Annotated in this window: 26 protein-coding genes, 2 tRNA genes and 1 other RNA gene; 21 read left to right on the forward strand and 8 right to left on the reverse strand. The window is 63.6% G+C overall.

Translation table 11 applies throughout. The annotated features are described in order from the left end of the window. The first annotated feature begins 62 nt into the window (after positions 1 to 62). The 8 genes from PY254_RS09295 to PY254_RS09330 all read left to right on the forward strand — a co-directional run bounded on the left by PY254_RS09295 (position 63) and on the right by PY254_RS09330 (position 8,866). Positions 63 to 488, forward strand: coding sequence for a heavy metal-responsive transcriptional regulator (locus PY254_RS09295; protein WP_281011780.1), 426 nt, complete (start codon positions 63 to 65; stop codon positions 486 to 488). After that, positions 485 to 2,989: a heavy metal translocating P-type ATPase gene (locus PY254_RS09300; RefSeq protein WP_281011781.1), complete on the forward strand. Its 2,505-nt coding sequence runs from the start codon at positions 485 to 487 to the stop codon at positions 2,987 to 2,989. The genes PY254_RS09295 and PY254_RS09300 overlap by 4 nt, the downstream gene beginning before the upstream one ends. 96 nt (positions 2,990 to 3,085) lie before the next feature. Next, positions 3,086 to 3,250 (forward strand): hypothetical protein, encoded by a 165-nt coding sequence (locus PY254_RS09305; RefSeq protein WP_281011782.1) that lies wholly within the window; start codon positions 3,086 to 3,088, stop codon positions 3,248 to 3,250. A 79-nt stretch (positions 3,251 to 3,329) separates the two neighbouring features. After that, the gene (folC, locus tag PY254_RS09310) at positions 3,330 to 4,643 is read left to right on the forward strand and encodes a bifunctional tetrahydrofolate synthase/dihydrofolate synthase (RefSeq protein ID WP_281011783.1); all 1,314 of its coding nucleotides are present in this window, start codon (positions 3,330 to 3,332) and stop codon (positions 4,641 to 4,643) included. A gap of 64 nt (positions 4,644 to 4,707) precedes the next feature. Then, the gene (locus PY254_RS09315; RefSeq protein ID WP_281011784.1) at positions 4,708 to 5,787 is read left to right on the forward strand and encodes an SPOR domain-containing protein; all 1,080 of its coding nucleotides are present in this window, start codon (positions 4,708 to 4,710) and stop codon (positions 5,785 to 5,787) included. A 36-nt stretch (positions 5,788 to 5,823) separates the two neighbouring features. After that, positions 5,824 to 6,453 (forward strand): CvpA family protein, encoded by a 630-nt coding sequence (locus PY254_RS09320; protein WP_281011785.1) that lies wholly within the window; start codon positions 5,824 to 5,826, stop codon positions 6,451 to 6,453. A gap of 27 nt (positions 6,454 to 6,480) precedes the next feature. After that, positions 6,481 to 7,953, forward strand: coding sequence for an amidophosphoribosyltransferase (gene purF, locus PY254_RS09325; RefSeq protein WP_281011786.1), 1,473 nt, complete (start codon positions 6,481 to 6,483; stop codon positions 7,951 to 7,953). A 103-nt stretch (positions 7,954 to 8,056) separates the two neighbouring features. Next, complete coding sequence (locus PY254_RS09330) at positions 8,057 to 8,866, forward strand: ferritin-like domain-containing protein (RefSeq protein WP_281011787.1); 810 nt, start codon at positions 8,057 to 8,059, stop codon at positions 8,864 to 8,866. A 55-nt stretch (positions 8,867 to 8,921) separates the two neighbouring features. On the opposite strand, the gene PY254_RS09335 is transcribed toward PY254_RS09330, so the two are convergent. Continuing rightward, positions 8,922 to 8,998 (reverse strand) — tRNA-Pro (locus PY254_RS09335). A gap of 167 nt (positions 8,999 to 9,165) precedes the next feature. Between PY254_RS09335 and hisS the strand changes: the two genes are divergently transcribed. The 3 genes from hisS to PY254_RS09350 all read left to right on the forward strand — a co-directional run bounded on the left by hisS (position 9,166) and on the right by PY254_RS09350 (position 12,961). Beyond that, positions 9,166 to 10,554 (forward strand): histidine--tRNA ligase, encoded by a 1,389-nt coding sequence (gene hisS / locus PY254_RS09340; RefSeq protein ID WP_281011788.1) that lies wholly within the window; start codon positions 9,166 to 9,168, stop codon positions 10,552 to 10,554. An 80-nt stretch (positions 10,555 to 10,634) separates the two neighbouring features. After that, a complete protein-coding gene (locus tag PY254_RS09345; RefSeq protein ID WP_281015191.1) occupies positions 10,635 to 12,536 on the forward strand; it encodes an HAL/PAL/TAL family ammonia-lyase in 1,902 nt (633 codons plus the stop codon). Positions 12,537 to 12,559: 23 nt separating this feature from the next. After that, positions 12,560 to 12,961, forward strand: a complete 402-nt coding sequence (locus PY254_RS09350; RefSeq protein ID WP_281011789.1) for a DUF6165 family protein — start codon at positions 12,560 to 12,562, stop codon at positions 12,959 to 12,961. Positions 12,962 to 13,032: 71 nt separating this feature from the next. Here the strand turns inward: PY254_RS09350 and PY254_RS09355 are convergent, their stop codons facing one another. Then, positions 13,033 to 14,079 carry a glycosyltransferase family 9 protein gene (locus PY254_RS09355; RefSeq protein WP_281011790.1) on the reverse strand — a complete coding sequence of 349 codons (1,047 nt, stop codon included), beginning with the start codon at positions 14,077 to 14,079 and terminating at the stop codon, positions 13,033 to 13,035. A 34-nt stretch (positions 14,080 to 14,113) separates the two neighbouring features. Here PY254_RS09355 and PY254_RS09360 point away from each other — a divergent pair, with 34 nt between their 5' ends. The 8 genes from PY254_RS09360 to PY254_RS09395 all read left to right on the forward strand — a co-directional run bounded on the left by PY254_RS09360 (position 14,114) and on the right by PY254_RS09395 (position 19,234). Next, positions 14,114 to 14,845, forward strand: coding sequence for a 3-deoxy-D-manno-octulosonic acid kinase (locus PY254_RS09360; protein WP_281011791.1), 732 nt, complete (start codon positions 14,114 to 14,116; stop codon positions 14,843 to 14,845). After that, entirely contained in the window at positions 14,842 to 15,600 is a 759-nt protein-coding gene (locus PY254_RS09365) for an MBL fold metallo-hydrolase (protein WP_281011792.1), read from the forward strand. Before PY254_RS09360 ends, PY254_RS09365 begins: the two co-directional genes overlap by 4 nt. A gap of 285 nt (positions 15,601 to 15,885) precedes the next feature. After that, a tRNA-Ser gene (locus PY254_RS09370) sits at positions 15,886 to 15,975 on the forward strand. An 82-nt stretch (positions 15,976 to 16,057) separates the two neighbouring features. Then, positions 16,058 to 16,154, forward strand: an RNA gene (gene ffs, locus PY254_RS09375) — signal recognition particle sRNA small type. An 82-nt stretch (positions 16,155 to 16,236) separates the two neighbouring features. Then, positions 16,237 to 17,928 carry a DNA polymerase III subunit gamma/tau gene (gene dnaX, locus PY254_RS09380; RefSeq protein WP_281011793.1) on the forward strand — a complete coding sequence of 564 codons (1,692 nt, stop codon included), beginning with the start codon at positions 16,237 to 16,239 and terminating at the stop codon, positions 17,926 to 17,928. Beyond that, positions 17,928 to 18,251: a YbaB/EbfC family nucleoid-associated protein gene (locus PY254_RS09385; protein WP_281011794.1), complete on the forward strand. Its 324-nt coding sequence runs from the start codon at positions 17,928 to 17,930 to the stop codon at positions 18,249 to 18,251. Before dnaX ends, PY254_RS09385 begins: the two co-directional genes overlap by 1 nt. Before the next feature lie 13 nt (positions 18,252 to 18,264). After that, complete coding sequence (gene recR / locus PY254_RS09390; protein WP_281011795.1) at positions 18,265 to 18,864, forward strand: recombination mediator RecR; 600 nt, start codon at positions 18,265 to 18,267, stop codon at positions 18,862 to 18,864. 25 nt (positions 18,865 to 18,889) lie between these two features. After that, the gene (locus PY254_RS09395) at positions 18,890 to 19,234 is read left to right on the forward strand and encodes a histidine triad nucleotide-binding protein (RefSeq protein ID WP_281011796.1); all 345 of its coding nucleotides are present in this window, start codon (positions 18,890 to 18,892) and stop codon (positions 19,232 to 19,234) included. A gap of 63 nt (positions 19,235 to 19,297) precedes the next feature. On the opposite strand, the gene PY254_RS09400 is transcribed toward PY254_RS09395, so the two are convergent. The 6 genes from PY254_RS09400 to PY254_RS09425 form a co-directional block, all read right to left on the reverse strand. Next, entirely contained in the window at positions 19,298 to 19,888 is a 591-nt protein-coding gene (locus PY254_RS09400; RefSeq protein WP_281011797.1) for a Slp family lipoprotein, read from the reverse strand. A 48-nt stretch (positions 19,889 to 19,936) separates the two neighbouring features. Beyond that, positions 19,937 to 21,901 carry a transglutaminase TgpA family protein gene (locus tag PY254_RS09405; RefSeq protein WP_281011798.1) on the reverse strand — a complete coding sequence of 655 codons (1,965 nt, stop codon included), beginning with the start codon at positions 21,899 to 21,901 and terminating at the stop codon, positions 19,937 to 19,939. Further along, positions 21,898 to 22,851: a DUF58 domain-containing protein gene (locus tag PY254_RS09410; protein ID WP_281011799.1), complete on the reverse strand. Its 954-nt coding sequence runs from the start codon at positions 22,849 to 22,851 to the stop codon at positions 21,898 to 21,900. The genes PY254_RS09405 and PY254_RS09410 overlap by 4 nt, the downstream gene beginning before the upstream one ends. Further along, positions 22,851 to 23,783: an AAA family ATPase gene (locus PY254_RS09415; protein WP_281011800.1), complete on the reverse strand. Its 933-nt coding sequence runs from the start codon at positions 23,781 to 23,783 to the stop codon at positions 22,851 to 22,853. Before PY254_RS09415 ends, PY254_RS09410 begins: the two co-directional genes overlap by 1 nt. 78 nt (positions 23,784 to 23,861) lie before the next feature. Then, on the reverse strand, positions 23,862 to 24,458 hold the full coding sequence (locus tag PY254_RS09420) for a Maf family protein (protein ID WP_281011801.1): 597 nt from the start codon (positions 24,456 to 24,458) through the stop codon (positions 23,862 to 23,864). After that, positions 24,455 to 24,910, reverse strand: a complete 456-nt coding sequence (locus PY254_RS09425; RefSeq protein WP_281011802.1) for a hypothetical protein — start codon at positions 24,908 to 24,910, stop codon at positions 24,455 to 24,457. The genes PY254_RS09420 and PY254_RS09425 overlap by 4 nt, the downstream gene beginning before the upstream one ends. A gap of 183 nt (positions 24,911 to 25,093) precedes the next feature. Between PY254_RS09425 and PY254_RS09430 the strand changes: the two genes are divergently transcribed. After that, the gene (locus PY254_RS09430; RefSeq protein ID WP_281015192.1) at positions 25,094 to 25,567 is read left to right on the forward strand and encodes a YceD family protein; all 474 of its coding nucleotides are present in this window, start codon (positions 25,094 to 25,096) and stop codon (positions 25,565 to 25,567) included. Between the two features lie 69 nt (positions 25,568 to 25,636). Then, positions 25,637 to 25,831: a 50S ribosomal protein L32 gene (gene rpmF / locus PY254_RS09435; protein ID WP_281011803.1), complete on the forward strand. Its 195-nt coding sequence runs from the start codon at positions 25,637 to 25,639 to the stop codon at positions 25,829 to 25,831. Positions 25,832 to 25,980 lie beyond the last annotated feature (149 nt).

The raw sequence follows: 25,980 nt of genomic DNA on the forward strand, positions 1-25,980 counted from the left end.
TGACACGGGTTGCGCCGGCAAGCTTGACTCTAGACCTTGATCCATGCTCTAGACTTGGTGGTATGACCACACAAACAGTCTCACTGACCATCGGTGCCGTCGCCAAGCGCGTCGGCGTGGCGATCGACACGATCCGTTACTACGAGCGCGAAGGCTTGCTGCCGGAACCGGAGCGGCGTGCGTCGGGCTATCGCAGCTATGGCGATGCCACCATCGCGCAGTTGCGCTTCATTCGGCGGGCCAAGGATCTTGGCTTCACGCTGGAAGAGATTCGCGAACTGCTCGCCTTGTCGGCTGATCGGCAGCGCGGGGTGAAGGCGGTCAAGCAGCGCGCGCAGAAGCGCCTGTTGGCGATCGAGCAACGCATCGTCGAGCTGCAACGCATACGTGACGGCTTGGCGCAACTGGTCGACTCGTGCCCTGGACATGGCAAGCCGGAGCATTGCCCGATCCTGCGCGCGCTCAGCGATGAGCAGGTGGACGCATGAACGCGCATGCGTGCTGCCACGGTAGCGACCAGCCCGGCATGAAGACGACCGACCCGGTTTGCGGCATGACGGTGAATACGGCGACTTCGAAACACCAGTCCACGCATGACGGGCAAACGTTTCATTTCTGCGGTGCCGGTTGCAAGACGAAGTTTGACGCCGCGCCAGCGACCTACCTGCATGCGCAGGCTGCTGCTGGCAAACAGGCTGATTCGGTGAAGGACCCGGTGTGCGGCATGATGGTGGACCCGCGCACGGCGCAGCACCACGCCGAACATGCCGGTCACACCTACCATTTTTGTGCCTCGCGTTGTCGCGAAAAATTCGTGGCTGATCCTGCGGCTTATCTGCAGACTCGCCCGGCGCCAGCACCGGTAGCGCCCGGTGCGATCTACACCTGCCCGATGCATCCGGAAGTGCAGCAGGCGGGTCCGGGTGATTGCCCGAAATGCGGCATGGCGCTGGAGCCGATGATGCCGACGCTGGAAGAGGATGACGGTGGCGAGTTGTCTTCGATGACACGGCGCTTCTGGCTGCTGGTCGCGGCCACCTTGCCAGTGTTCCTGCTGGCGATGGGGCCGCATCTGTTCGGGTTTCATCTGCCAGTGCCATGGGATGGTGTGGCGGGTTGGGTCGAGGCGGTGCTGGCCAGCATCGTGGTGCTGTGGGGTGGCGCGTCGTTTTTCATGCGCGGCTGGCGCTCGCTCAAACCGTGGTCGCCGAACATGTACACGCTGATCGCCCTGGGCACCGGCGTGGCGTGGCTGTACAGCGCGGTGGCCTTCCTGCTACCGGATGTTTTTCCGGAAGGTTTTCGCGATAGGCAGGGGCATGTTGCGGTCTACTTCGAGTCGGCGGCGGTGATCGTTACGCTGGTTTCGTTGGGTGACTTTCTGGAACTGCGTGCGCGCCGACGCACCGGCGCTGCATTGAAAGCGTTGCTGGGCCTTGCGCCGAAGACCGCTCGACGGATTGCCGCCGACGGCAGCGAGAGCGACGTGCCGCTGAATGACGTGCGGGTAGGCGATGTCCTGCGTGTGCGTCCGGGCGAGAAGGTGCCGGTGGATGGCGTGGCGATAGAGGGCGAAAGCCACGTCGATGAGTCGATGCTGACCGGTGAGCCGATGCCGCAGGCGAAGGTGAGCGGTGATGTGCTCACCGCCGGCACGGTCAACCAGGATGGCGCGCTGATCATGCGTGCGCAGAAGGTCGGCGGCCAGACCATGCTGGCGCAAATCGTGGCTCTGGTGGTGCAGGCGCAACGCAGTCGGGCGCCGCTGCAGCGTGTGGCCGACAAGGTCGCCGCGTGGTTCGTGCCCGGCGTGGTAGCGATTGCGCTGCTGGCGTTTGCGGCATGGGCACTGCTGGGGCCTGAGCCGCGGTTGACGCATGCGCTGATCGCGGCGGTCTCGGTGCTGGTTATTGCCTGTCCCTGTGCGCTGGGCCTGGCCACGCCCATCTCGATCATGGTGGCCAGCGGACGCGGTGCGCAGCATGGCGTGCTGTTCAAAGACGCCGGTGCGATCGAAGGCTTGCGTGACATCGATACGCTGGTGGTAGACAAGACCGGCACGCTGACCATGGGCAAGCCGGCGCTGAGCGAGCTGGTCGTGCTGGATGGTCACACTCGCGAACGATTGCTGGCGCTGGCGGCGGCGCTGGAACGGCCGAGCGAGCATCCGCTGGCCAGAGCGATCGTGCAGGGTGCCGAAGCGGAGCAGGTGGCCAGTCTGGCGGCGACGGAATTTCGCTCGCTGACGGGGCGTGGGGTCACCGCGACGGTCGACGGCAGCGCGGTGGTGCTGGGCAATACGAAATTGATGGACGAGTCGCAGGTCACGCTCGACGCCGCCGCGCTTGCGCGCGCGGAGCAGTTGCGTGGAGCGGGAGCAACGGTGATGTTCCTCGCGGTCGACGGCGCGCTGGCTGCTTTGTTGGCCGTGGCCGACCGGATCAAGCCGGATTCACCTCAGGCGATTGGCGACCTCCATGCAGCCGGTCTGCGCATCGTGATGTTGACGGGCGACAACCTCACCACCGCGCAAGCGGTGGCCCGCACGCTGGGTATCGACGAGGTGCACGCCGACGTGTCGCCGATCGACAAGGCGGCGGTGGTGAGCCAACTCAAGGATGATGGGCGCCGGGTGGCGATGGCCGGCGATGGCATCAATGACGCACCCGCGCTGGCGGCTGCGGATATCGGCATCGCGATGGGTGGCGGCACCGACGTGGCGATGGAAAGCGCGCAGGTGACCCTGGTGAAGGGCGAGCTGGGCGCGCTCGTGCGGGCGCGCAAGCTGTCGCAAGCCACCGTGCGCAACATCCAGCAGAACCTGTTCTTTGCCTTGATCTACAACGCGATCGGCGTCCCGCTGGCCGCAGGCGTGTTGTATCCATGGTTCGGCATCGTGTTGTCGCCGATGATCGCCGCGCTGGCAATGAGCCTGAGTTCGGTGTCGGTGGTCAGCAATGCATTGCGCCTGCGCAACGTGCCGCTGTGACGATTGTCACCGCGGATGGTTGACGGCTGCTTCTGCAGCTGCCGACTGCCGCACGCGATCATTCTTCCGCACCAATGGTGGTGCAGGAGAGCTTCGATGAACGTTACCCCTGACACGCGCAGCACGCTCGACAAATACCTGCCGGTGTTGCTCGGCCTGCTTACGGCGTTGCTTGTCGGCAAGGCCTTGAAGAAGACCATGTGGAGCTTGTTCGGCATGTACATGGCCTTGCACTACAGCGGGATTCACCCGTTCAGTTGAGTGCATGCCGTAGACTGCGCGCTTTCCGTGCGCACCTCAGTGCGTACGCCGCTTGATCCAACAGCGCGAAAGTCACTGCATGAGCCGCACCCTCGCCGAATGGCTGGCCTACCAGGAGCGTGTCAACGTCCACAGCATTGAGCTGGGCCTGGACCGGGTGCGCGAGGTGTGGCGCAGGATGGGCGCACCAGCGCCAGCGCGACAAGTGATCACGGTTGGCGGCACCAACGGCAAGGGTTCCACCGTCGCCATGCTGGAGGCGATATTGCGGGCCGCCGGGCGACGCGTGGGCGCGTTCACCTCACCCCACCTGTTGAGTTACAACGAACGTGTGCGCATCGATGGTGTGGATGTCGATGATGCAGCCTTGATCGCCTCATTCGAGCGGATCGAGACCGCGCGCGGCGTGGGGAAACCCGCCCCTGTGCTGCTGACCTATTTCGAGTTCGGCACACTCGCGGCGCTGGATTTGTTTGCCCGTGCCGAGCTCGACGTGGCGCTGTTGGAAGTGGGTCTGGGCGGGCGGCTGGATGCAGTCAACATCATCGATGCCGACCTTGCGCTAATCACCACGATCGATCTCGACCACATGGACTGGCTCGGTCCTGATCGCGACAGCATTGGTCGCGAGAAGGCCGGCATTGCCAGGAGCGGGCGGCCAGTGATTCTCGGTGAGCTGGACCCGCCGGCCGGTCTGCTCGCTGCGCTGGAAGCTTGCGATGCGCGGATCGAGCGCGCCGGCACCGACTTCAGCGTCGAGCGTCATGCCGATGGCTGGCGTTGGCATCATCGCGACGGCAGCGTGATGGAACTGCCTGACCCGGCCTTGCTGGCACCGGTGCAATACGCGAATGCGGCGGCGGCGATTGCCGCGTTGCATGCGTTGAATGACGAGATGCTCGCACCCAGTGCGTTCTTCGCGGCGGTCAGTGCCGGTTTGCATGAGGTGCGGGCTTCGGCGCGATTGCAGGTGATCCGCGGTGACGTCTCATTGGTGGTGGACGTTGGCCACAACCCGCAGGCGGCACGCGCATTGGCCGAGTGGATCGACGCGCAACCGCCAACCCCATTGCATGCCGTCTATGGCGCACTGGCCGACAAGGATGTTGCCGGCGTGGTCGCCGCGCTCGGTTCGCGGGTGGATCACTGGCACCTGACCGGACTGGATCAGGTCAGTCCACGCGGCATGACGGTGGATGCGCTGGTGGGCGTGCTGCAGCAAACCCTGCCGCAGGCCGCGTACTCGATCTACCCGGACGTGCCTGCGGCACTGCTTGGGGCGCGCCGCACAGCCCAGGTGGGCGACTGCATCCTCGCCTTTGGCTCGTTTTTCGTCGCTGGCGAGGCACTTGCTGAACAGGTCAGCCCCGTCACGCGGGCCGACGGCGGATGACCTCTGCCTGTGGCAGGTATAATCGTGGCGTTGTGCCTTGCCATTGCCGTCCTGGAGCCAAAACTTGAAAACACGCCTGCTGGGAGCCGCCGTCCTGATTGCCTTGGCGGTTCTGTTCGTGCCGATGTTCTTTTCCAGTACGCCGCCGGTTTCCGGTGGTGACCAGGCGGTCAGTCTGGCGATTCCCCCTGCGCCGGACCGTGACCTGCAGACGCGCACCATGAGCCTGACGCCGAGTCCGGCCAGCGGCGCCAGTGCAACTGGCCTGCCGGCCGAGTCGGTAACCCCGGCGACCGGTGACAAGCTGCCCACCGTGAACATTGGCGCCAATCGCCCGCGTGATGTGGAAACCGACCCGCTGGCTGGCCAGCCGCCGCAGCCAACGACGGTTTCCACCGGGTCGGGTGCGTCGGCAACCCAGCCGGTGATTCCCCAACAGGTCAAACCAGCCGCCGGTTCCGCCGCCGTGGCCGCGCCAGCCGTGACCAAGCCCGCTGCGGCGACTCCGGCAATCGTCAACAAGCCCGTGGCCGAGTTGCCGGCCAAGCCGTTGCCCACGCCCAAGCCGCCAGCATCCAAACCAGCCACACCAGCCATACCTGCGGCGCCTGTCGCAGGGCATGGCAACTACACGCTCAACCTCAGTGCCTACGCCAGCGCCTCAGGTGCGGCGAACCTTGAACACCGCGTGCGCGCCTTGGGCTACCCGGTGAGCGGCCGGGTGATCACTCAGGCTGGCCAGCCGCGTACCCTGGTGACGGCAGGACCATTCGAGACGCGTGCGGCGGCAGAAGCGGCGCGACTGAAGATTGTGCAGTCGATCCCCGGCGTGCCGGCCCGGCTGGAACAGGACGCCAGTCACGATGAAGCGCCCGCCAGCGCACCGGCGGCACAGGCTTCCAGCAAGGCGGGTGGCTGGGCGGTGCAGTTGGCCGCGGTGAGCAGCCGGACGGATGCCGATGCCTTGCGCGACAAGCTGCGGGCCAACGGCTTCGATGGTTTTGTCGATTCGGTGCAGTCTGGCGGCAAACTGTTGTGGCGCGTGCGGGCTGGCCCGCAAACCCAGCGCAGCGATGCACAACACGTGCACGACCAGATCAAGACCAAGCTGGGCATCGACGGCAACGTCGTGGCAGTTCCCTGAGTTCACCGGTAACCGTGACCGGGCCTGAGCGCATCCATGAACTGGACTGACTACATCATTCTCGGCGTGCTGGCCTTGTCCGTGCTGGTCGGGCTGTGGCGCGGGCTGATTTCCGAGGTGATGGCGCTGGTGATCTGGATCGCCGCGTTCTGGGTGGCATGGACGTTTGGCCCCGCCATAGCGCCGCATTTCGAGCGGGCGATCGAGCTGCCTTCGGCGCGGATCATCGTGGCTTACGCGTTGTGCTTCGTTGTCGTGCTGATTCTCGGCGCGCTGCTGCGCTTCGTGGTCAGCAAGTTGGTTGAAAGCACTGGTTTGTCGGGTACCGATCGTTTGCTGGGCATGGTGTTCGGCTTTGTGCGTGGTGTGCTGCTGGTCACCTTGCTGGTGTTCCTGGTCGGATTTACCGCGTTCACCCGTGATCCCTGGTGGCAGCAATCGGTATTGTTGCCGCAGTTTCAGCACGTTGCCGCATGGCTGGGTCAGCAGGTGCCACCCAGTGTGCGCGACTACATTCACCCGCCGGCCGTGCTCGATCGCCTGTCCGGCTTGCCGGCGACGGTCACCGCCGCCATATCCAGGCCGGCGGTCGCACCGGCGGCTAGCACCCTTCATCCGGCGATGCCGGCCGCAGCCAGTTCGACTGCGCCGCCGCGGAAACCCTGACACACCTCTCGAAGCAGGCAGCAAACCATGTGCGGAATCATCGGCATTGTCGGTACCAGTGAAGTGGCATCGGCGCTTTATGACGGACTGACGGTGCTGCAGCACCGCGGCCAGGACGCCGCTGGCATCGCCACCGTGGATGGCGACCGGTTGCGCCTGCACAAGGGTAATGGACTGGTCCGCGATGTGTTCGGACAGAGCGCGATGGCGGGATTGCGTGGTCGCATCGGCATCGGCCATTGCCGCTACCCCACGGCCGGCTCCGCAGGTTCGGCCGAGGCACAGCCGTTCTATGTCAATTCACCTTACGGCATCGCGTTTGCGCACAACGGCAACCTGGTCAATACCGATGCGCTGCGTCGTGAAATGTTTCAGGACGATCGCCGTCACATCAACACCGAATCCGACTCCGAAGTACTGCTGAACGTGCTGGCGCACGAATTGCAGATCCAGGACCGCATGGCGCTCACCCCGGACCATATCTTCAAGGCGGTGGCCGGCGTGCATGCGCGTGCGCGCGGCGGCTATGCCTGCGTGTCACTGGTGCTGGGTTATGGCCTGGTCGCGTTCCGTGATCCCAATGGCATTCGTCCGCTGGTGCTGGGCGAGCGCGTCACCGCCCAGGGGCACGAGTACGCAGTGGCATCCGAATCGGTGGCGCTCGACGTGCTCGGCTTCAAGCTGATGCGCGACGTGGCGCCGGGCGAGGCCGTCATCATCACCGACGATGGACAACTGTTCAGCCGCCACTGTGCCGAGATGGCGCCGCATACGCCGTGCATTTTCGAATATGTGTACCTGGCCCGGCCCGACTCGATGATCGAAGACGTCTCGGTGTACAAGGCGCGTCTGCGCATGGGCGAAAAGCTGGCTGAGAAAATTCTGCGCGAGCGACCCGATCACGGCATCGATGCGGTGATCCCGATTCCCGACACCGCGCGTACCGCCGCCAGTGCACTGGCCGGCGCACTGGGCGTGCCGTTCCGCGAAGGCTTCGTCAAGAATCGCTACATCGGCCGCACCTTCATCATGCCGGGGCAGGGCGAACGGGTGAAGTCCGTGCGTCGCAAGCTCAACGCGATTGACCTGGAATTCCGCAAGAAGAACGTGCTGCTGGTCGACGATTCCATCGTTCGCGGCACCACCTCCAAGCAGATCATCCAGATGGCTCGCGACGTGGGTGCGAAGAACGTCTATTTCGCCTCCGCTGCGCCACCGGTGCGCTATCCGAATGTCTACGGCATCGACATGCCATCGGTGACGGAGCTGGTTGCCGCCGGACACACGGAAAAGGAAATCGAGCGGGAGCTCGGCGCCGACTGGCTGATCTACCAGGATCTGGCTGATCTGATCTGGGCGGTGCAGGACGGCAACGAAGACCTCAAGCAGTTCGATACCTCATGCTTCTCCGGTGAATACATCACCGGCCTCGACCAGAGTTATCTCCAGCAGATCGAAATGCTGCGCTCGGATGACGCCAAGGCGGCGCGGCGAGAGTGAGATCAGGAATGAGTGAGGATAAGTGGGCAGCGAGCGTTGCCTGCTCGATGCATTTGCGCTGTTCTTGACCCCTTTTCCTCGTCACTCACGCCGGCCCTCGCTCATGGACCTCCACGCTGCCGCCAAACGTTGCCTCGATGCGAGCGAGCCTGAAGAAAAGTTGCGCCTGACTCGCGAAACCTGGCAGGCGTTGCTTGCCGGCGAGCTGCACGCCGACCCGGATGCGCCTGCCGCCGAGCCGATCGGTGCACCCGGTCGTCCGGACAAACCCGCACTGGTCAACGCCCGTCAGGTGCCGCAGCGAGGGCTGGGCAGCCCTGAAGGTCGTGCGGCGCTGGTGCATGCCATCGCGCATATCGAATTCAATGCGATCAACCTGGCCTGGGACGCGGTGTATCGCTACCGCGACAAGCCGGCCGAGTACTACCGCGACTGGGCCAGTTGCGCGCATGACGAGGCGCGGCATTTCGCCATGCTGTCGGCGCGGCTGACCGAACTGGGCCATGCCTACGGCGATTTCGACGCGCACGATGGCCTGTGGGCGATGGCCGAGAAAACCGCTGCAAACGATACCGCGCGGATGGCGCTGGTGCCGCGGGTGCTGGAAGCGCGAGGGCTGGATGTCACCCCGGGCATGATCGAGCGCCTGCGCAAGCTCGGTGACGAACGCACGGTGGCGATCCTGGAGGTGATCCTGCGCGAGGAAGTGGCCCACGTCGCCGCCGGTACCCGTTGGTATCGGTATTGCTGCGAACGTGATGGCGTCGACCCGATCGACACCTTCTTCGACCTGCTGCGCGATTACATGGGCGTCAGCCTGCGCGGTCCGTTCAACCGGCCGGCACGGCTGGAGGCCGGTTTTCTGGAAGAGGAGCTGGACCGGCTGGCCGCGCTTTCGCCGGTGCCTGGCTGATGCGGTAAACCAGCCAACAAAAAAGCCGGCGCAAGGCCGGCTTCTTCATCGAACTTGGTCGGGGTGACAGGATTCGAACCTGCGACTTCTACGTCCCGAACGTAGCGCTCTACCAGGCTGAGCTACACCCCGTGGTAAGCCGCGTATCTTAATCGCGGATCGGCGCCTTGGCAACTGGTTTGCTTCATTTTGTGGAGTGCGAGTCTGGGGAAGGCAGCTGGCGTTCTGTTAATCTTGACGGCTGCCGTTGTGTGGCTTGCCGCGCAACGGAATGCCCACCACCGTCAGTAGAGGATTCCATGGCGCTTACCCTGGCCCGTACCATGCCCGGCGTGCTCGAGCTGCTGCCGCTCGACCAGATCGCGTTCCAGCGCATGCTCGACGTGATCCGTCGCAATTACGAGCGTTTCGGCTTTCTGGCCATCGAAACACCGGTGATTGAATACTCCGACGTACTGCTGACCAAGAGCGGCGGCGAAACCGAGCGTCAGGTCTATTTCGTGCAGTCCACCGGTGCCCTGAACGCGGCCGCCAAGGTCGACGAAGGCATGCCGGAACTGGCCTTGCGTTTTGACCTCACCGTGCCACTGGCGCGTTACGTCGCCGAGCACGAGCGCGAGCTGAGCTTCCCGTTCCGTCGCTACCAGATGCAGAAGGTCTACCGCGGCGAGCGCGCCCAGCGCGGACGCTTCCGCGAGTTCTATCAGTGCGACATCGACGTGATCGGCAAGGACGCGCTGTCGGTGCGCTACGACGCCGAGATTCCGGCGGTGATCCACAGCGTGTTCCGTGAACTGGACATTGGTTCGTTCACCATCCACATGAACAACCGCAAGCTGATGCGCGGTTACTTCGAAAGCCTTGGCGTGGTGGATGCCGAACAGCAAATGCTGGTGCTGCGCGAAGTGGACAAGCTGGACAAGCGCGGCGCCGATTACGTGCGCGATACGCTGACTGGCGAGTCCTTCGGTCTCAGTGCCGAGGTGACGGCAAAAATCCTCGCCTTCGTGCAGGTGCGTTCCACCTCGCTGCAGGATGCGCTGGACAAGCTCGATGCGCTCGGGCCCGGCCCGGAAGCGATGGAGCAGGGCCGCGCCGAGCTGAAAGAAGTGCTCAATCTGATCAACGCATTCGGCGTGCCTGAAAGCGCCTACGCGCTGAATCTGTCGATCGCACGCGGTCTCGATTACTACACCGGCACGGTCTACGAGACCATCTTGAATGACCACCCACAGATCGGCTCGATCTGTTCCGGCGGACGTTACGAAAACCTCGCCGGCCAGTACACCAAGTCACACCTGCCCGGCGTGGGGATCTCGATCGGCCTGACCCGGCTGTACTGGCAGTTGCGCGACGCCGGCCTGATCGACACGGCCAAGAGCACGGTCGATGTGCTGGTCACCCAGATGGACGAGGCCCAGTTGCCGGCTTATCTGGCGTTGGCCGGCGAATTGCGTGGTGCCGGCATTGCCACCGAAGTGGTGCTGGAAGGCGGCAAGCTGGGCAAGCAATTCAAGTACGCCGACCGCGCCGGCATCCGCTTCGTGATCGTGCTGGGCGAAGACGAAATTGCCAAGGGCGTGGTGACGGTGAAAGACCTGCGCCGCGAGGACCAGTTCGAGGTGGCGCGCAGTGAATTGATCAAGACCCTGCGGGTGGAACTGGAACAGGCTGCTGCGATGGGTTGAGCGCGTCAAGCGCTCTTTTTGCCACTGGCTGCGCCCGTGAGGGCAGCGCCGATGGTCGTTGCTGAAACATTTCTGGAGCAATCCTGGTGAGCGAAACCATTCTTCTCGACGGCAGCAGCCTGACGCGTGCGCAACTGATCGCCGTGGCGCGACATGCGGCATCGGTAACGCTCGATCAGAACCAGCTCAAGCATGTGCAGCGCGCGGCGGATTTTCTGGCGGAGAAGGTCAATTGCGGCGAGCCGACCTACGGCGTCACTACGGGCTTCGGCAGCAACGCGGACAAACTGCTCGGCGCGCACCGTGTGCGCGACGAGTTGCCGGGTAGTCACGCCAGCGCGCCCGAAGGCACGCTGATGGAAGAGCTTCAGCACAACCTGATCATCACCCATGCGGTGTGCGTGGGTAAGCCGTTCGGTGAAGACGTGGTCCGCGCCATGCTGCTGATCCGCATCAATACCTTGATGCGTGGTCACTCGGGCATTCGTGTCAGCACGCTGGAAGCGCTGACTGCGATGCTCAACGCCGGCGTGGTTCCGGTGGTGCCGGAGAAGGGCTCGGTCGGGGCCAGCGGTGACCTGGCGCCGCTGTCACATCTGGCGATCGTGCTGCTCGGTGGTGGCGAGGCGTTTTATCGCGGCGAGCGGATGGATGGTGGCGAGGCGCTGAAGCGTGCCGGCTTGAGTCCGATCCGGCTGTCGTTCAAGGAAGGTCTGGCGCTGAACAATGGTACGGCGCAGATGCTGGCTACCGGCACGCTGGCGCTGGATACGCTGGAACAGTTGCTCGATACGGCCGACGTGGCGGCCGCGATGACGCTGGATGCGTTCGCCGGTCGCAGCGGCGCCTTGCGTCCCGAAGTGCATGCCCTGCGCCCGCATCCGGGACAGGTGGAAGTGGCGGCACGCGTGCGTGAGCGGCTGGCAGGTTCCACCTTGCTCGATATTCCGTATCACCTGGTGCCGCGCTTCAAGTCATGGGCAGCCGACGCCTGGACCGAAGCGGACGACCAGGCCCTCAGCTTCGATATCGGCTGGGACTGGGTGCCGGCCAATCAGCGGCATGGTCGCGAAGCTTTCTACAGTCGCTTCCTGCCGTTCAAGGGTGGCAAGAAGCATCAGCCGCAGGATGCCTACAGCCTGCGCTGCATGCCGCAGGTGCACGGCGCCGTGCGCGATGCGTGGGCGCAGGCCTGTCGCGTGTTCGACATCGAACTGAACGCGGTCACCGACAATCCGCTGATCTTCCCCGACAACGACGAAGCGCAGTTCATCGAGGAGCAGGTGATCTCGGCCGGCCATTTCCATGGCATGCCGCTGGCGCTGGCAATGAGCTACGTGAAAGCGGCGATCCCGGTGCTGGCGTCGATCTCCGAACGCCGACTCAACAAGTTGGTTGATCCGGCCACCAACGACGGGTTGCCGGCGTTCCTTACCGGCAATGAAGACGGCACCGATTCCGGTTTCATGATCGTGCAGTACACCGCCGCCGCGCTGGTCAACGATCTGGCGACCCGCGCCCATCCAGCCAGCGTGTATTCGGTACCCACCAGTGCCAATGCGGAAGACCACGTTTCCATGGGCGCCAACGAGGCGCGCCATGTGCTGGAAATGGTGGACGACCTCGGCCACGTGCTGGCATTGGAGTTGTACACCGCCGCACAGGCACTGGATTACCGTCAGGAAATGTTGAACGCCGCCCGTCGATTGGCGACGCGTGGTGGTTGGCAGGCACTGGCGGCGAAGGTCGCCAACGCGCCGCGCGAAGGCCAGCCGCACTACGAGCAATTCGTCGCCGAAGTGCAGCAACTGGCGGCGGCACTAGCTGGTGCGAGCGACTTCCATGCCGGCGCCAGCGTGCGTGATGCCCACGCGATACTGCGCGAAAAGATCAGTTTCATGCATCGTGACCGTGCGATGGATGGCGATATTCGCGCGGTGTGCGCGCTTGTCCAGGATGGCGCGTTTCGCGCTGTTCACTGAACCTTCTACAAGGAACCCATGCCATGAGCCTGATCCAGACCCCGGTGTCGTACGGCGAACTGATCGACAAGATCACCATTCTCGAAATCAAATCACGGCGCATCAGCGACAACGCGAAATTGGCCAACGTGCGCAACGAGCTGGACTTGCTTGCCGCAACCTGGGCCAACGATGTGGCTTCGCAGACGGACATTTCCGACGAGCGTGCGCGCCTGCTCGCGGTGAATGAGCTGTTGTGGGATATCGAGGACAAGATTCGGCTGAAGGAACGCGCGCAGGCATTCGATCAGGAGTTCATCGCATTGGCGCGTGCGGTGTACTTCCGCAACGACGAGCGTGCTGCGTTCAAGCGCGAAATCAACCTGAAACTGGGTTCGCAGCTGGTCGAGGAAAAGTCGTACCAGGATTACCGACAGCAAAAATGAGGAAAGAGAAGTGAGAAATGAGAGAGCAGCCCCGGATGGCAGACTGTCTCTCGTTTCTCACTCCTTCCTGCTCATTCTTCGCTCTTCGCGGCGGCCTCGTAGCGCTCGATCACGTCATCAACGCCGATCAAATCCATCACGCCAGGCCGTTCGATCTTGCTGCCCCACGCTATCTCGATGGCGGGTTTGCCCAGATACTGTCGCGCCGCCTCGTCGTACTTGTTCACGCACCAGCGGCGATCGGAGTAGGGGCCGGAACGGTCGGGGTTACTTGCGGCATGCAGGCCGAGCACCTTGGTGCCCACCGCATTGGCCATGTGCATCGGACCGGAGTCGGGTGTCAGCAGCAGCTGCGCGCGGCTGAGCATCGCCATCAATTTTTTCAGCGTGTCTTTGCCGGTCAGGTCAAGCGGCTGGCGTTGGCAGGCTGCCAGCACCTCATCCGCCATCGTGCGCTCGCCTGCGGAAGGTCCGCCAATCAGCACCACGCGCCAGCCGCGTGCGGTTACATGATCCATCACGGCGGCATAGCGTTCGGCTCGCCAGTTGCGTAGCGCATGGCTGGAAGTGGGGCTGACCAGCAGGGTAGGCGTGTCGCCGGGCAGTTGCTCGGCTGCCCACGCATGGGCCTCGTCGGGAATCGGAATATCCCAGCGCACGTCGGTCTGCTTGAGTCCAAGCGGTTCACAGAAGCTGCCGATGGCATCGAGCACATGCTCGCCGCGGCGTGCCGGAATGCGTTCGTTGATGACCAGTCCGTGCAGATCTTTCGAGCGTGCCTTGTCGTAACCGATGCGACGATTGGCCTTGATGCCCATGCTCAACAGATTCGAGCGCATGGCCACCTGCATTTGCAGCAGGGCATCGAAGCGTTGTCCGCGCAGCTCCGCATGTACCGCACGCATACCAGCCCAGCCAGCCGGCTTGTCGAAAGTGACGAAATCCACGCCAGGCAGGTCACCGACCAGCTTCCGTTCGAGCTTGCCGACGATCCAGGTCAGTGAGGTTTCGGGCAAGGCTTTCTGCAGCGTGCGTACCAGCGGCACCACGTGGGTGACATCGCCGATGGCGGAGGTGCGCAACAGGCAGATCGATTTAGGTATCGGGTTCGAGGTCATGGGCCTGAGTTAGAATCGAAGACAGTCACCGGGCATGATGATGCAGGAACGAACCCACAGCGATGCCACTGGCGCGATTCTGTTCGACGCGGCGTTGTCGCCACAAGTCGGACACGAATGGTTTGCACCGGATTACTGGCGCGAACGTGATGGCTTGCGCATGCAGGCGGGTGGCCGCGGTGGTGTGGCTATCATTGCTGCACCGGTGGGTGAATGCGTGTTGCGGCACTACCGTCGTGGTGGTCTGGTCGCGGCCTTGCTGGGTGATCGTTATCTGTGGACGGGTGCCGACCGTACGCGTCCCTTCCAGGAATTTCGCCTGCTCGCCGAGATTGCCCGGCTGGGTCTTCCCGGCCCGGCCGTGGTCGCTGCGCGCTATTGCCGGCGTGGATTGTTCTACAGCGCCGATCTGCTTACCCGCCGTATTGCCGATGCGCAAACGCTGGCCGAATGCCTCGTGGCAGGTCGGCTGGATGCTGAACTGGCGGAGGAGGTCGGTGCGCTGGTGGCGCGCTTTCATCGCGCCGGTATTTGGCACGCCGATCTGAACGCACACAACGTGCTGGTGACCTCGGAGCAGTTGTATCTGATCGATTTCGATCGCGGGTGCATGCGTGCGCCTGCCGAACCCTGGCAGCAAGCCAATCTGCAACGCCTGCGGCGCTCGCTGCTGAAGCTGGGTGCTGGTCGTGACGGTGAGGCCGCATTCGAGAAAGCTGTCTGGCAACCCTTGTTGTATCGCTACGGACGTACGCTCAATCCATGAACTGGCATCTGAAATTTCTCGGCGTCGGCGCGGCGCATGCGGTCGAACTCGGCTCCTCGGCGGTGGTCCTTGAGCGCGATGGTACGCCGATCCTGCTGGTCGATTGCGGTCCGGACACGCTTGATCGTTACATGGCCGCTTATGGCGCATTGCCGCCTGCGTTGTTCATCACCCACACCCACATGGATCACGTAGCCGGCCTGGAGCGACTGTTCTTCAAGTGCTGGTTCGACGAGCGCCTGCGCGGCACCACGCGCGTCTTCATCCATGCCGGCTTGATGCCATGGCTGCAGGCACGCGTGGCCGATTACCCTGGTGTTTTGGCCGAAGGTGGGGTGAATTTCTGGGAGGCGTTCCGATTGGTGCCGTGCACGCGCGGCTTCTGGCTTGATAGCCTTTGGTTCGATGTATTTGCTACGCGCCACCACGTGCCGGGAACCTCATATGGACTCGCTCTGGACGGCAGCTTTGCCTATACCGGCGACACCCGGCCGATCCCTGAAGTGCTGGCGCGCCACGCCGATGGCGCGACGTTGATTGCCCACGATTGCAGCTTGATCGGCAACCCCTCGCACACCGGCATTGATGATATTGATCGCGAGTACCCCGAGTCGCTGCGCCAGCAGATGATCCTCTACCACTATGGCAGTGCTGCCGATGGTGCGGCGCTGGCCGCGCGTGGTTATCGCGTGGCCGATCCCGGCGGGCGCATCGCGCTGGCGCTACCTACGTTACCCCGCGCCGACGCCGGCTGAATTGACGTCGTCGCTTGCCTGTATCCGGGCCTGCAGCTATCCTTCCGCTTCTTTGTCGGACAATGAATGCCCGGCGAAGGCGGTTTCACCCATGCGGAGAGGTGTCCGAGTGGTTGATCCGGGATGGTCTGGAGTTGTGTATAGGGTTAAACCTATCGCGGGTTCGACAAATTCGTCAGGAACGAATTTGGACAGCCGCCAGGCTGGCCCCGAACGTCAGTGAGGGGTGAGGCTCAGGATGAGCCGAACAATCCCGCGTGGTGGTCGCGCTGCAAAAAGTCATGCGGAGAGGTGTCCGAGTGGTTGAAGGAGCACGCCTGGAAAGTGTGTATAGGGTTAAACCTATCGCGGGTTCGAATCCCGCTCTCTCCGCCAGTTTCCAAGCAAGTGCGACAGCTTCACAGCTGGCGCAGCAGTAGAAAAACCAAGCGTTATCGCTTGACGTCCATGGTGGCCCCGTCGGTCCCCCCGCGACGATAGTTCGTAAACTCCGCCAGGTCCGGAAGGAAGCAACGGTAGCGAATGATTCGGGTGCCGGGGTGTGGCTGGCGGGGCTGCCGCCATTTCAGGGGTACGGTTTACTGACTTGGCCGCCCCGACTTGGCACAATCGGTCTTTGCCCCCACGTTGGTAGCCATGTCCTATCAAGTACTCGCCCGCAAATGGCGTCCGCGCAAGTTCGCCGAGCTGGTCGGGCAGGAGCACGTGGTTCGCGCGCTGACCAACGCGCTGGATACCGGCCGCATGCATCACGCCTACCTGTTCACCGGCACCCGTGGCGTCGGCAAGACCACGATTGCGCGCATCTTTGCCAAGTCGTTGAACTGCGAGCGCGGTCAGTCGGCCGATCCCTGCGGTGAATGTTCGGTGTGCGTCGCGGTGGACGAAGGTCGTTTCGTCGACCTGCTGGAAATCGACGCGGCCAGCAATACCGGCGTGGATGATGTGCGTGAAGTGATCGAAAACGCGCAGTACGCGCCGTCGCGTGGCCGCTTCAAGGTGTACCTGGTCGACGAAGTGCACATGCTGTCGAAGAACGCGTTCAACGCGTTGTTGAAGACGCTGGAAGAACCGCCGCCGCACGTGAAATTCCTGCTCGCCACCACCGACCCGCAGAAGCTGCCGGTGACGGTGCTCTCGCGTTGCCTGAAGTTCAATCTCAAGCGGTTGTTACCGGAGCAGATTTCCGGCCAGATGCGGCACATTCTGGCTGCAGAAAACATCAGCTACGAAGACAGTGCGATTGGCGAGCTGGCACGCGCGGCCGACGGCTCGCTGCGTGACGGCCTGTCGCTGCTGGATCAGGCAATTGCCTACGGTGGTGGCGCGCTGCATGCGGACGACGTACGCACCATGCTGGGCAGCGTGGCGCGTGGCCAGGTGCTTGGCGTGCTCGATGCGCTGGCCGCTGGCGATGGTGAACGGCTGCTGGTCGAGTGCCGGCAGATCGCTTCGTATTCCCCGGATTTCGGCGGCGTGCTGGACGATATCGCCAGCGTGCTGCATCGCCTGCAGTTGATCCAGTTGATCCCCGGCTATCGCCCCGACGAGGAAAGCGAGGACGACGGTGCGTTGTCGTCGCTGGCAGAGCGGATCAGCCCGGAAGATGTACAGCTGTATTACCAGATCGCCACCTCGGGTCGTCGCGATATTGCGTTGGCGCCGGATGCGCGCACAGGCTTCGAAATGGCGTTGCTGCGCATGCTGGCGTTCCGTCCCGGCGATAGTGCGCCCGCAGCGCGAGCCGAGCGGCCACCGGTGCGCGACCAAGCTGTCGCGCACCGACCGGCCGCGGCTGCTCCAAATCGGCAGGCGCCCGCATCGCCGCCACGTATGGCGGAAGCTCCGGCTCCACGTGCGGCATCCGCGCCAGCCCCTGCGCCCGCGCCAGCGGCCACTGCGCCGGTAGCACGTGATGCCAATGGCCTGCCGGACTGGGACGCGCTGATCGAGCGCGCCGGCCTGCGTGGCCCGTTCAGCGTGCTGGCGCAGAACGCGATCTTGCGCGAGCGCGATGGGCAGACTCTGGTGCTCGCTTTGCAGCCGGCGCATATGAGCATGGCCGTCGAACCGATGGTCAGCCAGATGGAAGAGCGCATCGGCAATGCGCTGGGCGAACGCATCAAGCTGCGATTCGTCAGTCAGGCTCAATCCGCCGGCGTGCAGACACCGGCCGCACGAGCCGCGCAGGTGCGCGACAACGCGCAGGCGGCTGCCGAGCAGTCCATCGAAGACGATCCACTGGTGCAGTCACTGAAGCGCGACTTCGGCGCGCGCGTGGTGCCGCAATCCATCAAACCTTTTGACAACGAATCCGGAGCAACGTGATGAGAGGACAAATCGGTCAGCTGATGCAGCAAGCCCAACGCATGCAGGACGACATGAAGCGCGCGCAGGAGGAGATTGCCAAGCTGGAAGTCACCGGCAGTGCGGGCGGCGGTCTGGTCAGCGTGGTGATGACCGGCGCGCATGAAGTGCGTCGTGTGCAGATCGACCGGCAGACGTTTGCCGATGATCCGGAGATGGCCGAGGACCTCGTCGCCGCCGCGATCAACGACGCGGTGAACAAGGTCGCCGAAGTCAGCAAGAACAAGCTGGGTGGCGTCACGGCAGGCATGAATCTGCCGGCCGGCTTCAAGATGCCGTTCTGAAGTCGCGCATCGAATGAGCGGATCTCCCCTTCTTGCCGAATTTATCGAAGCGCTGCGCTGCCTGCCTGGCGTGGGCGGCAAAAGTGCGCAGCGGATGGCCTTCCATTTGCTGGAACGCGAACGTGAGCGGGGGCTCAAGCTCGCTGCGGTGATGGAGCAGGCGATGCGGCGCATCGGTCACTGCGAGCGCTGCCGCAACTTCAGCGAAGATCCCTTGTGTGTATTGTGCGCGAGCTCCAGTCGTGACCGGCAGGTGTTGTGTGTGGTGGAGTCGCCGACCGATCTTGCTGCCATCGAACAGGCCACCGGTTTTCGCGGTCAGTACTTTGTGCTGATGGGGCGCTTGTCGCCGCTCGATGGTCTGGGGCCGGAAGAATTGGGCCTGCCACAGCTCAGCCAGCGTCTGGGTGAAGGCGAGATCGAGGAATTGATCATCGCCACCAATCCCACCGTCGAGGGCGAAGCCACGGCACACTACCTCGCTCAGCTGGCGCGCGCCGGTGGTGTGCGGCCGACCCGGCTGGCCCATGGTGTGCCGCTGGGTGGTGAACTCGAATACGTTGATCGCAGCACGCTGGCGCATGCGTTCGGCGGTCGCCAGTTGCTGGACTGAAGTCTTGACCTGAGGGAGCCCCGACATGAGTGACACGATTTTCAGCAAGATCATCCGCCGCGAAATTCCGGCTGACATCGTCTACGAAGATCAGGATGTAATGGCGTTCCGTGACCTCAATCCGCAGGCGCCCGTGCATGTGTTGTTCATTCCGAAGAAGCCGATTGCCACGCTCAATGACGCGGCGGCTGGTGATGCCGACTTGCTTGGCAAGTTGTTGCTGGCGGCAGCGACTTACGCCAAGTCGGAGGGCTTTGCCGAGCAGGGCTATCGCACCGTGATCAACTGCAACGAAGACGGTGGCCAGACCGTGTTCCACATGCACGTGCATCTGCTGGCCGGAAGACGTTTGATCTGGCCGCCAGGCTGAGCTCCGGCTCCGTCCAATGGAAAAAACGCCGGCTGCAAGCCGGCGTTTTTCTTTTACGAACGATCAGGGCTTGGACGGTGGCGGCGGTGGCGGAGCCGGGCGCACCACGATCACCTGACGCGGATAGAAACCGCCATAGGGATAGCCACCCCAATACGGACCAAAGCCCGCACCCCAGAACGGGTCGTAGAAGCCCGGAGGATAATTCGTTACCACCGGTCGCTTCGGCCACAGGTAAACCACGTCGGCTTCCACTCGCGGATAGGCGTAATCAAAATCGCCGACCTTCTGTGAGACCGTGCCATGCAAGGTGCCGGTGACGGTCAGTTCGCGCCCGCGGACGAAAACTTCCGGATCATAGAAACCGCTGCGGCAGGCAACGAAACGCCCGAGGTTCTCGCCGGTATTGCCGGTCTTCGGGCGCGCCTGACTGTCCAGCGGGCGTGACAGCAGATAGAAGCAGGTCTGCTGCTGACCCGGTTCGGTCTTGATGATCTCGCCGCCCCAACGGACGTGCGTTCCGCCAGCGCCGCCCTGTTGCGCACTGGCGGTGGAGACGTCGGTATAAGTGCCTTCCAGCGGTTTCGGAATCGTTGCGCAACCGGCCAGCAGGGCGAGGGCCGCGGTGAGTGTCAGTGGGCGGTACAGGGACATGGGGATTTCTCCATACATGAGCAACGGTGGATGCCGTTGAGTCGACTTCTATTTGACCACAGAGGTGATGCGGAAATTCCGTACGGCGCGAGCGAAGCTGTGCAGTGGTTCAGTTGGCGGTTCGATATAGGCATAGCGCAGCTCAAGATACTGCGTCATCAGGTCCGTGATTTCTTCGCGCTGAGCCGGTAGCCCGCGGGCTGCGCGGAGCAGATAGTGCTGTGGGCCTTCGCCAGTGCGGCGCACGATACCTTTGCGTGCCAGCTTGCGCTCCAGTTCGCGCAGTGCGTCGCGGAGCGGGTCGCGCGGTTGCCGGCGCAGCAAGGCCCAGGCCAGTCCCAGCGCGATGAACAGCATGCTGCTGATGGCGAGTAGCCAGCCCAGCGTTGCCGTGTCGGTATCGCGAATGCCGAAGGGTGTCAGCAGACTGCGCTGACGCAAGGCGTCAAACCCGATAACGCCTTGATCCCACCAACGGTTGACAATGTCCCAGTGATTGCGAAATCCCTGCAACCAGTCAGTGTGATACCAGCCCAACTGGTCGCCGGCGGCGGCTGCCGCACCTAGCGATACCCGCTCCGGACGAACGGCTGCGGTGGGGTCAACGCGTACCCAGCCGCGTCCGGCCAGCCACACTTCGCTCCAGGCGTGGGCATCGGAGTTGCGCACCAGCAGGTAATTACCGAACTTGTTCCAGTAACCGCCCTGATAGCCGGTGACCACGCGCGCGGGGATGCCTGCGGCGCGCATCAACACGGTGAACGCAGAGGCATAGTGTTCGCAGAATCCTTCGCGGGTGTCGAACAGAAAGTCGTCTGTGGCATTGCGACCCAGCGGTGCTGGATTCAGCGTGTAGCGAAAGCCGCCGTCGTGAAACAGGGCGAGTCCGGCACGCACGATCGCGGCATCGTCAGCGCCGTTTTGCTGACGCCACTTTTGGCCGAGTGCCAGTGTTCGTGGATTGAATCCGTCGGGCAACAACAGCCAGCGGCGCCGATGCGTGCCAAGTTCGGGCTCCAGTCGGTACTGCGTAGCCGAACTCAGGCTGTAGGAGAGCGTGTCGTTGACCGGCTTTTCCGCCATCAGCACGCGGTCGGCGCGCAGGTGTGCTCCCTCGGGCGCATCGATCGGCACATCGAGTGTCGGCAGCACGTTCTGGTGGGTGGCGAGCAGACTGACGTGGTAATGCGCGGCGCCGGTGACTTCCAGCGTTGCGGGCGCCAATCCGAGGCGATCGCTAAACTTCCAGGTGAAACCGTCGTAACCGTTCATCACGTAGGCACGGAAGTAGCGCTGGCTGCGGTCGGGCGGCGTGCCATCGAAGCTGATGCGCATGGCGGGGCTGTCATCCAGCAACAGCTCGGAGAACGCACCCGGTGACATGCTGTCGGCGAGTCCGGTGATGGCCTGGTTGGGTGTTGGTGCACCCCATAGCGGCGAATCGAGACGGGGCACCAGCAGAAAGGCCAGCAGTGCCAGTGGCAAAGCGGCGGTGGTCAATGCCAGGCCCGGCAGTAGTGAGCGGGGCAGGCTGTGGCTTGTCTGTGCGGGTTCGAGTGCCCGCAAGGTGGCCAATGCCGGCAGCAGGCCCAGCGCGACGATGAAGGTGATCACCATGCCTTGGTCGAACAATAACGCGGCCATCAACGCGAAACAGGCGAAGCTGATGCCCACGCGGGCGTCGCGGATGGTTTCGGTCTCCAGCAGTTTCAGCACCAGCAGGCCGACGGCGAGCGCCGTACCCGGTTCGCGTCCGAAAATATTGCCGTATTGCAGGATCACCGCGAGGGTCAGCAAGACCAGCATCGGCAGCTTCAGCCAGCGCGGCACGCGGCCGGTCCGGCGCCGTCGCTGCCACCAGCGCCAGCCAAGTACCAGGCCCAGCGTGGCGACCAGCCACCATGGCATGTGCGAGGCGTGCAGGCCGAGCACCACGGCCAGGGTCAGGCTGAGCAGATCGAAGGCGCGGGTATCGATGGGCCGTTCGGATCGGGCCGTGCGCAGCCAGCTCATGGCAGTTGGGCCAGCGCATTCATGCAGCGCGCGTAATGCAGCGGACCGCTGCTGCTGTCGATCTCGTTGTCGGGCAGCCACAGGCTGTAGCTGCAACGCTGTGTCTCGGCCTCGTTCAGCCAGCGCGCCAGGCGCGCAATGCGTGCTTCGTTCTCCATGCCGTGCAGCTGACGCCAGTCGAGTTGCCACTGTGGGCGACTGTGCGGTTGTTCGAATTCCTTGACCAGCAGGTTCTCGTGTCGGGCACTCCTTTTCCATGCGATGTGGCGGCGCGGATCGCCGACCCGATAGTCGCGCAACGCGGCCAGCTCATCACCGCGTTGCAACTGCATCTGCCGGGCATCATCGGCCGGCGCACGGGGTGCCGGCCCGGCGCCTTCGGCACGTGGCCAGACCAGCACCGATTGCTCGGGATGCAGCCAGCTCCATGCGCGGAACATGCCTAGCGGCCAGCAGGTCCATACACGCACGCGCGGCAAGCTCTGCCAGCCACGTATTTCCGTGGGCAGAGAAAGTTGCGCATTGGCACTGCTGCGTCCATCAAGCGTGAAAGCCAGCGTGGTTTCACCCAGATCCACGCGGATGGCCTCGCGGGGGCGCGAGGAATCAAACGCGAGCGTGAGCGTGAGCGGGTCGCCGGCCACGGCCTGGCCGGCGCGAATATGCGCAAGGCGCAGGCTGTCCAGGTTGCGGAATGCCACCAGCATGCTTGCGGCACTGGCAGCGCCGAGCAGGCAGGTCAGCAACAAGGCCGCGTTGTTGTTGTAGTTCAGCGCGCCCGTCAGCATCACCAGCAGCAGTATGGAAAAGCCCAGCCCAAAGCCGGTCGGCACGATGTAGATGCGGCGCCGGTGCAAGGTGATCGGCAGGCTTTCCGGGCGACGATAACGGGTCAGCGCGGGCAGCCGGCCCTCGGCCCATCGTTGCAGCGGTTGCAGCAGGCCGCGCATCAATCCACCGCTACCTCGGCCAGCAACTGTCGCGCCAGCGTGTCGCCGTTGGCGCCACGTGCGGGCAGCACCCGATGGGCGGCCAGCGGAATGAACAACGCCTGGAGGTCTTCCGGCAACACGTGGTTGCGGCGGTGAAGCAAGGCCCATGCACGTGCGACGCTGAGCAGGGCCAGGCCGGCACGCGGTGATAACCCCACGCGAATGTCGGCATGTCGCCGACTGGCGGTCAGCAACGCCTGCAGGTAGTCGAGCAGGGCGCCGCTGGCGGTGATGGCTTGTGACTGGCGATGCAGTTCGAGCAGCGCCGTCGCATCCAGCTTGGGGGTCAGTTGTGCCAGCAGGTCGCGCCGGTTGCTGCCGCCGAGCAGGTCGCGCTCGGCAGCGGCGTCGGGATAGTCCAGTGACAGTCGCAGCATGAAGCGGTCGAGCTGGGAGTCGGGCAGCGGGAAGGTGCCGTTCAGATCCAGCGGATTTTGGGTGGCGACCACGAAGAACGGTTGCGCCAGCGTGTGCGTCTGGCCGTCCACGGTGACCTGTCCTTCGGCCATTGCTTCGAGCAGAGCGCTTTGCGTTTTGGGGCTGGCGCGATTGATTTCGTCGGCCAGCAACAGGCCGGTGAAAATCGGGCCGGGATGGAAGCGGAATTGTGCCGTTTCGCGTTCGTAGACGCTGACGCCGATGATGTCCGACGGCAGCAAGTCGCTGGTGAATTGCACACGTTGGAATTCCAGCGCGAACGTCGCCGCCAGCGCGTGGGCCAGCGTGGTTTTGCCCACACCGGGCACATCTTCCAGCAGCAGGTGGCCGCCGGCGATCAGGCAGGCAAAGGCAAGTTTCACCTGTCGCGGCTTGCCCAGCAGCACCAGGTTGACCTGGGCCATGGCGGCATCCAATCGTTGCGGCAGGGGTTCTTCGTGAGACGGTGGCATGACGGACATCGAGGGCCGGTCCTTCGCTGACGTAAGGCGCCCCAGTGTAACTGTCCGGTGGCGATGTTCCGCTGACGATCAGGGCAGGCTGACGCCGGCTTCGCGCAGCAGTCGTGCCAGCGCAATCAGTGGGAGCCCGATCAGGGCACTGGGGTCACGGTTGTCGATACTCTCGAACAGGCTGATGCCGAGGCCTTCGCACTTGAAACTGCCGGCACAATCCAGCGGTTGCTCGCGCTCCACATAGCGACGGATTTCGTCGGCGTGAAGTGTGCGGAAGCGCACGCGGGTGTGGTCGACGTGGGTGTAATGCCGATGGTTACGGGTGTCCACCACGCACAACGCGGTGTGGAAGTCGACGTCGTGACCGGAGCTGGCGGCAAGCTGGGCGCAGGCGCGCTCCATGCTGCCCGGCTTGTCCAGGATCAGATCACCCAGTGCAGCCACCTGATCGGAGCCGATCACCAGCGCATCTGGATAGTGCTGCGCGATAGCATCGGCCTTGGCCACGGCCAGGCGCAGGGCGCGCGCTGCCGGTGCTTCGCCGGGCAATGCCGCCTCGTCCGTACCCGGAGCCGCCTGTTCGAAATCGGTAATCAATCGGCGCAACAGTTCGGCGCGATAGCGCGAGGTGGAGCCAAGCACGATGCGTGGTGAATTCACGGCTTCGTTCATGTGTCCGACTCGCGCCGGATGTGTTCGCGCATGGCGCTGTTGAGATCGGTTTGCGCCTGATCGAGTGCTTTGAGCAGCGGCTGCAGGCGGCTGCGCGTGTCACGCATCGAGGCAGCAGCCTCGTCAAGTTCATGCTGGCTGGCCTGGGGCGAGCGATCGCGAATCCACAGTCGCTGTTGCAGCAAGGCGCGCAGACCAGCGTCGATGGCGTGGCTTGCATTCTGCTCGCTGGCGGCGGGCAGGTCCGGGTTGAGTGACATCACCGCGTGAGCTTGTTGCAGACCGGTACGGCAGGTCTTCAGATCCGCTTCGAGGCGGTCGGCCAGATCAAGCAGAGTGTTGAGACTCTGGCTGCGCAGTCGCTGGCGCCGTCGCAGCAGCAAGGCGGCCGCGGCCAGGCTGACAATCAGCACCAAGAGCGCGACGAGACCAAGCGTCAGATAAGCTTTCAAGGGCAGCGGCTCGCGTGGCAAAGGGATTCAGTCTGCCGCATCGGGGGCAGATCAGGCAAAATGGGCCCGGATTTGGCCTTTGCCAAGGCCCTGAACTTCCCGCCAGTTGACTTCGGGCGGCTTCGAACCTAACATTTCGCGATTATGTCCGTGACACTGCCAGAGTCCGTGGACGCTTGGCGCATGGTCTCGGCGCGGCGTTCGTTCCAGGGAACGCTTCCTGTAGCGTCCATGTCACGCCTGTGCGAGGCGTTGGCGGATACCGCGGGATCGGTGCATTTCGAGCTGGATTTCGGGCGCGATTCGCTGGGCATAAGCTATGTCGATGTGCGTGCCACCGTATCGCTGAGCGTGACATGTCAGCGCACGTTGGAGCCGTTTGAACTGCCGGTGACGGTGGATGCACGGCTCGGCCTGATCAGACAGGAGCGCGAAGAGGCCGGCTTGCCGCCTGATTGCGAACCGCTGCTGGTGGCCGAGGATGGCCGGTTGAATCCGGCGGATGTAATAGAAGACGAATTGCTGTTGGCGCTGCCGCTCATTCCGATCAACCCGAATAGCAGCCTGCCCGACGAAGTGATCAGCCACGAACCGGAAGACTCCGGCGAAGGGCAACGAGAAAATCCGTTCGCAGTATTGCGCGAGCTGAAGAAGTAAACGCCGACCCGAGTCATCCGGCCCGGATCATCAAGCCACAGATCATCAAGTTTCCGTTGGAGAACTACCATGGCAGTTGCCAAGAGCCGCCGCACCCCGTCCACCCGCGGCATGCGCCGTTCGCACGACTCGCTGACGACCGCGCAGCTGTCGACCGATCCGACCAGTGGTGAGGTGCATCTGCGCCACCACGTCACCAAGGACGGTTACTACCGTGGCAAGAAAGTGATCGAGACCAAGGGCGCCGTGTCGGTCGAGGATTGATCGATCCCAGGGCGTCCCTCGGGATGCCTTGACGTGCTCGGCAAAACGGCGCGGTCACGCGCCGTTTTGCGTTGTTGGACAGTCGAATGCCGATGCGGGTGGTTGCGCTGGCGCCGCCCAGGGCGTTCAATCCTTGGTTTACGTTGATG

The sequence above is a fragment of the Rhodanobacter sp. AS-Z3 genome (assembly GCF_029224025.1).
Classification (GTDB): Bacteria; Pseudomonadota; Gammaproteobacteria; order Xanthomonadales; family Rhodanobacteraceae; genus Rhodanobacter.

Excerpts from the sequence above, each read along its gene's own strand:
- PY254_RS09295 (WP_281011780.1), top strand. The coding sequence starts at position 63 with ATGACCACACAAACAGTCTCACTGACCATCGGTGCCGTCGCCAAGCGC.
- PY254_RS09300 (WP_281011781.1), top strand. The coding sequence starts at position 485 with ATGAACGCGCATGCGTGCTGCCACGGTAGCGACCAGCCCGGCATGAAG.
- PY254_RS09305 (WP_281011782.1), top strand. The coding sequence starts at position 3,086 with ATGAACGTTACCCCTGACACGCGCAGCACGCTCGACAAATACCTGCCG.
- folC (WP_281011783.1), top strand. The coding sequence starts at position 3,330 with ATGAGCCGCACCCTCGCCGAATGGCTGGCCTACCAGGAGCGTGTCAAC.
- PY254_RS09320 (WP_281011785.1), top strand. The coding sequence starts at position 5,824 with ATGAACTGGACTGACTACATCATTCTCGGCGTGCTGGCCTTGTCCGTG.
- purF (WP_281011786.1), top strand. The coding sequence starts at position 6,481 with ATGTGCGGAATCATCGGCATTGTCGGTACCAGTGAAGTGGCATCGGCG.
- PY254_RS09330 (WP_281011787.1), top strand. The coding sequence starts at position 8,057 with ATGGACCTCCACGCTGCCGCCAAACGTTGCCTCGATGCGAGCGAGCCT.
- hisS (WP_281011788.1), top strand. The coding sequence starts at position 9,166 with ATGGCGCTTACCCTGGCCCGTACCATGCCCGGCGTGCTCGAGCTGCTG.
- PY254_RS09350 (WP_281011789.1), top strand. The coding sequence starts at position 12,560 with ATGAGCCTGATCCAGACCCCGGTGTCGTACGGCGAACTGATCGACAAG.
- PY254_RS09355 (WP_281011790.1), bottom strand. The coding sequence starts at position 14,079 with ATGACCTCGAACCCGATACCTAAATCGATCTGCCTGTTGCGCACCTCC.
- PY254_RS09360 (WP_281011791.1), top strand. The coding sequence starts at position 14,114 with ATGATGATGCAGGAACGAACCCACAGCGATGCCACTGGCGCGATTCTG.
- PY254_RS09365 (WP_281011792.1), top strand. The coding sequence starts at position 14,842 with ATGAACTGGCATCTGAAATTTCTCGGCGTCGGCGCGGCGCATGCGGTC.
- dnaX (WP_281011793.1), top strand. The coding sequence starts at position 16,237 with ATGTCCTATCAAGTACTCGCCCGCAAATGGCGTCCGCGCAAGTTCGCC.
- PY254_RS09385 (WP_281011794.1), top strand. The coding sequence starts at position 17,928 with ATGAGAGGACAAATCGGTCAGCTGATGCAGCAAGCCCAACGCATGCAG.
- recR (WP_281011795.1), top strand. The coding sequence starts at position 18,265 with ATGAGCGGATCTCCCCTTCTTGCCGAATTTATCGAAGCGCTGCGCTGC.
- PY254_RS09395 (WP_281011796.1), top strand. The coding sequence starts at position 18,890 with ATGAGTGACACGATTTTCAGCAAGATCATCCGCCGCGAAATTCCGGCT.
- PY254_RS09400 (WP_281011797.1), bottom strand. The coding sequence starts at position 19,888 with ATGTCCCTGTACCGCCCACTGACACTCACCGCGGCCCTCGCCCTGCTG.
- PY254_RS09405 (WP_281011798.1), bottom strand. The coding sequence starts at position 21,901 with ATGAGCTGGCTGCGCACGGCCCGATCCGAACGGCCCATCGATACCCGC.
- PY254_RS09410 (WP_281011799.1), bottom strand. The coding sequence starts at position 22,851 with ATGCGCGGCCTGCTGCAACCGCTGCAACGATGGGCCGAGGGCCGGCTG.
- PY254_RS09415 (WP_281011800.1), bottom strand. The coding sequence starts at position 23,783 with ATGCCACCGTCTCACGAAGAACCCCTGCCGCAACGATTGGATGCCGCC.
- PY254_RS09420 (WP_281011801.1), bottom strand. The coding sequence starts at position 24,458 with ATGAACGAAGCCGTGAATTCACCACGCATCGTGCTTGGCTCCACCTCG.
- PY254_RS09430 (WP_281015192.1), top strand. The coding sequence starts at position 25,094 with ATGGTCTCGGCGCGGCGTTCGTTCCAGGGAACGCTTCCTGTAGCGTCC.
- rpmF (WP_281011803.1), top strand. The coding sequence starts at position 25,637 with ATGGCAGTTGCCAAGAGCCGCCGCACCCCGTCCACCCGCGGCATGCGC.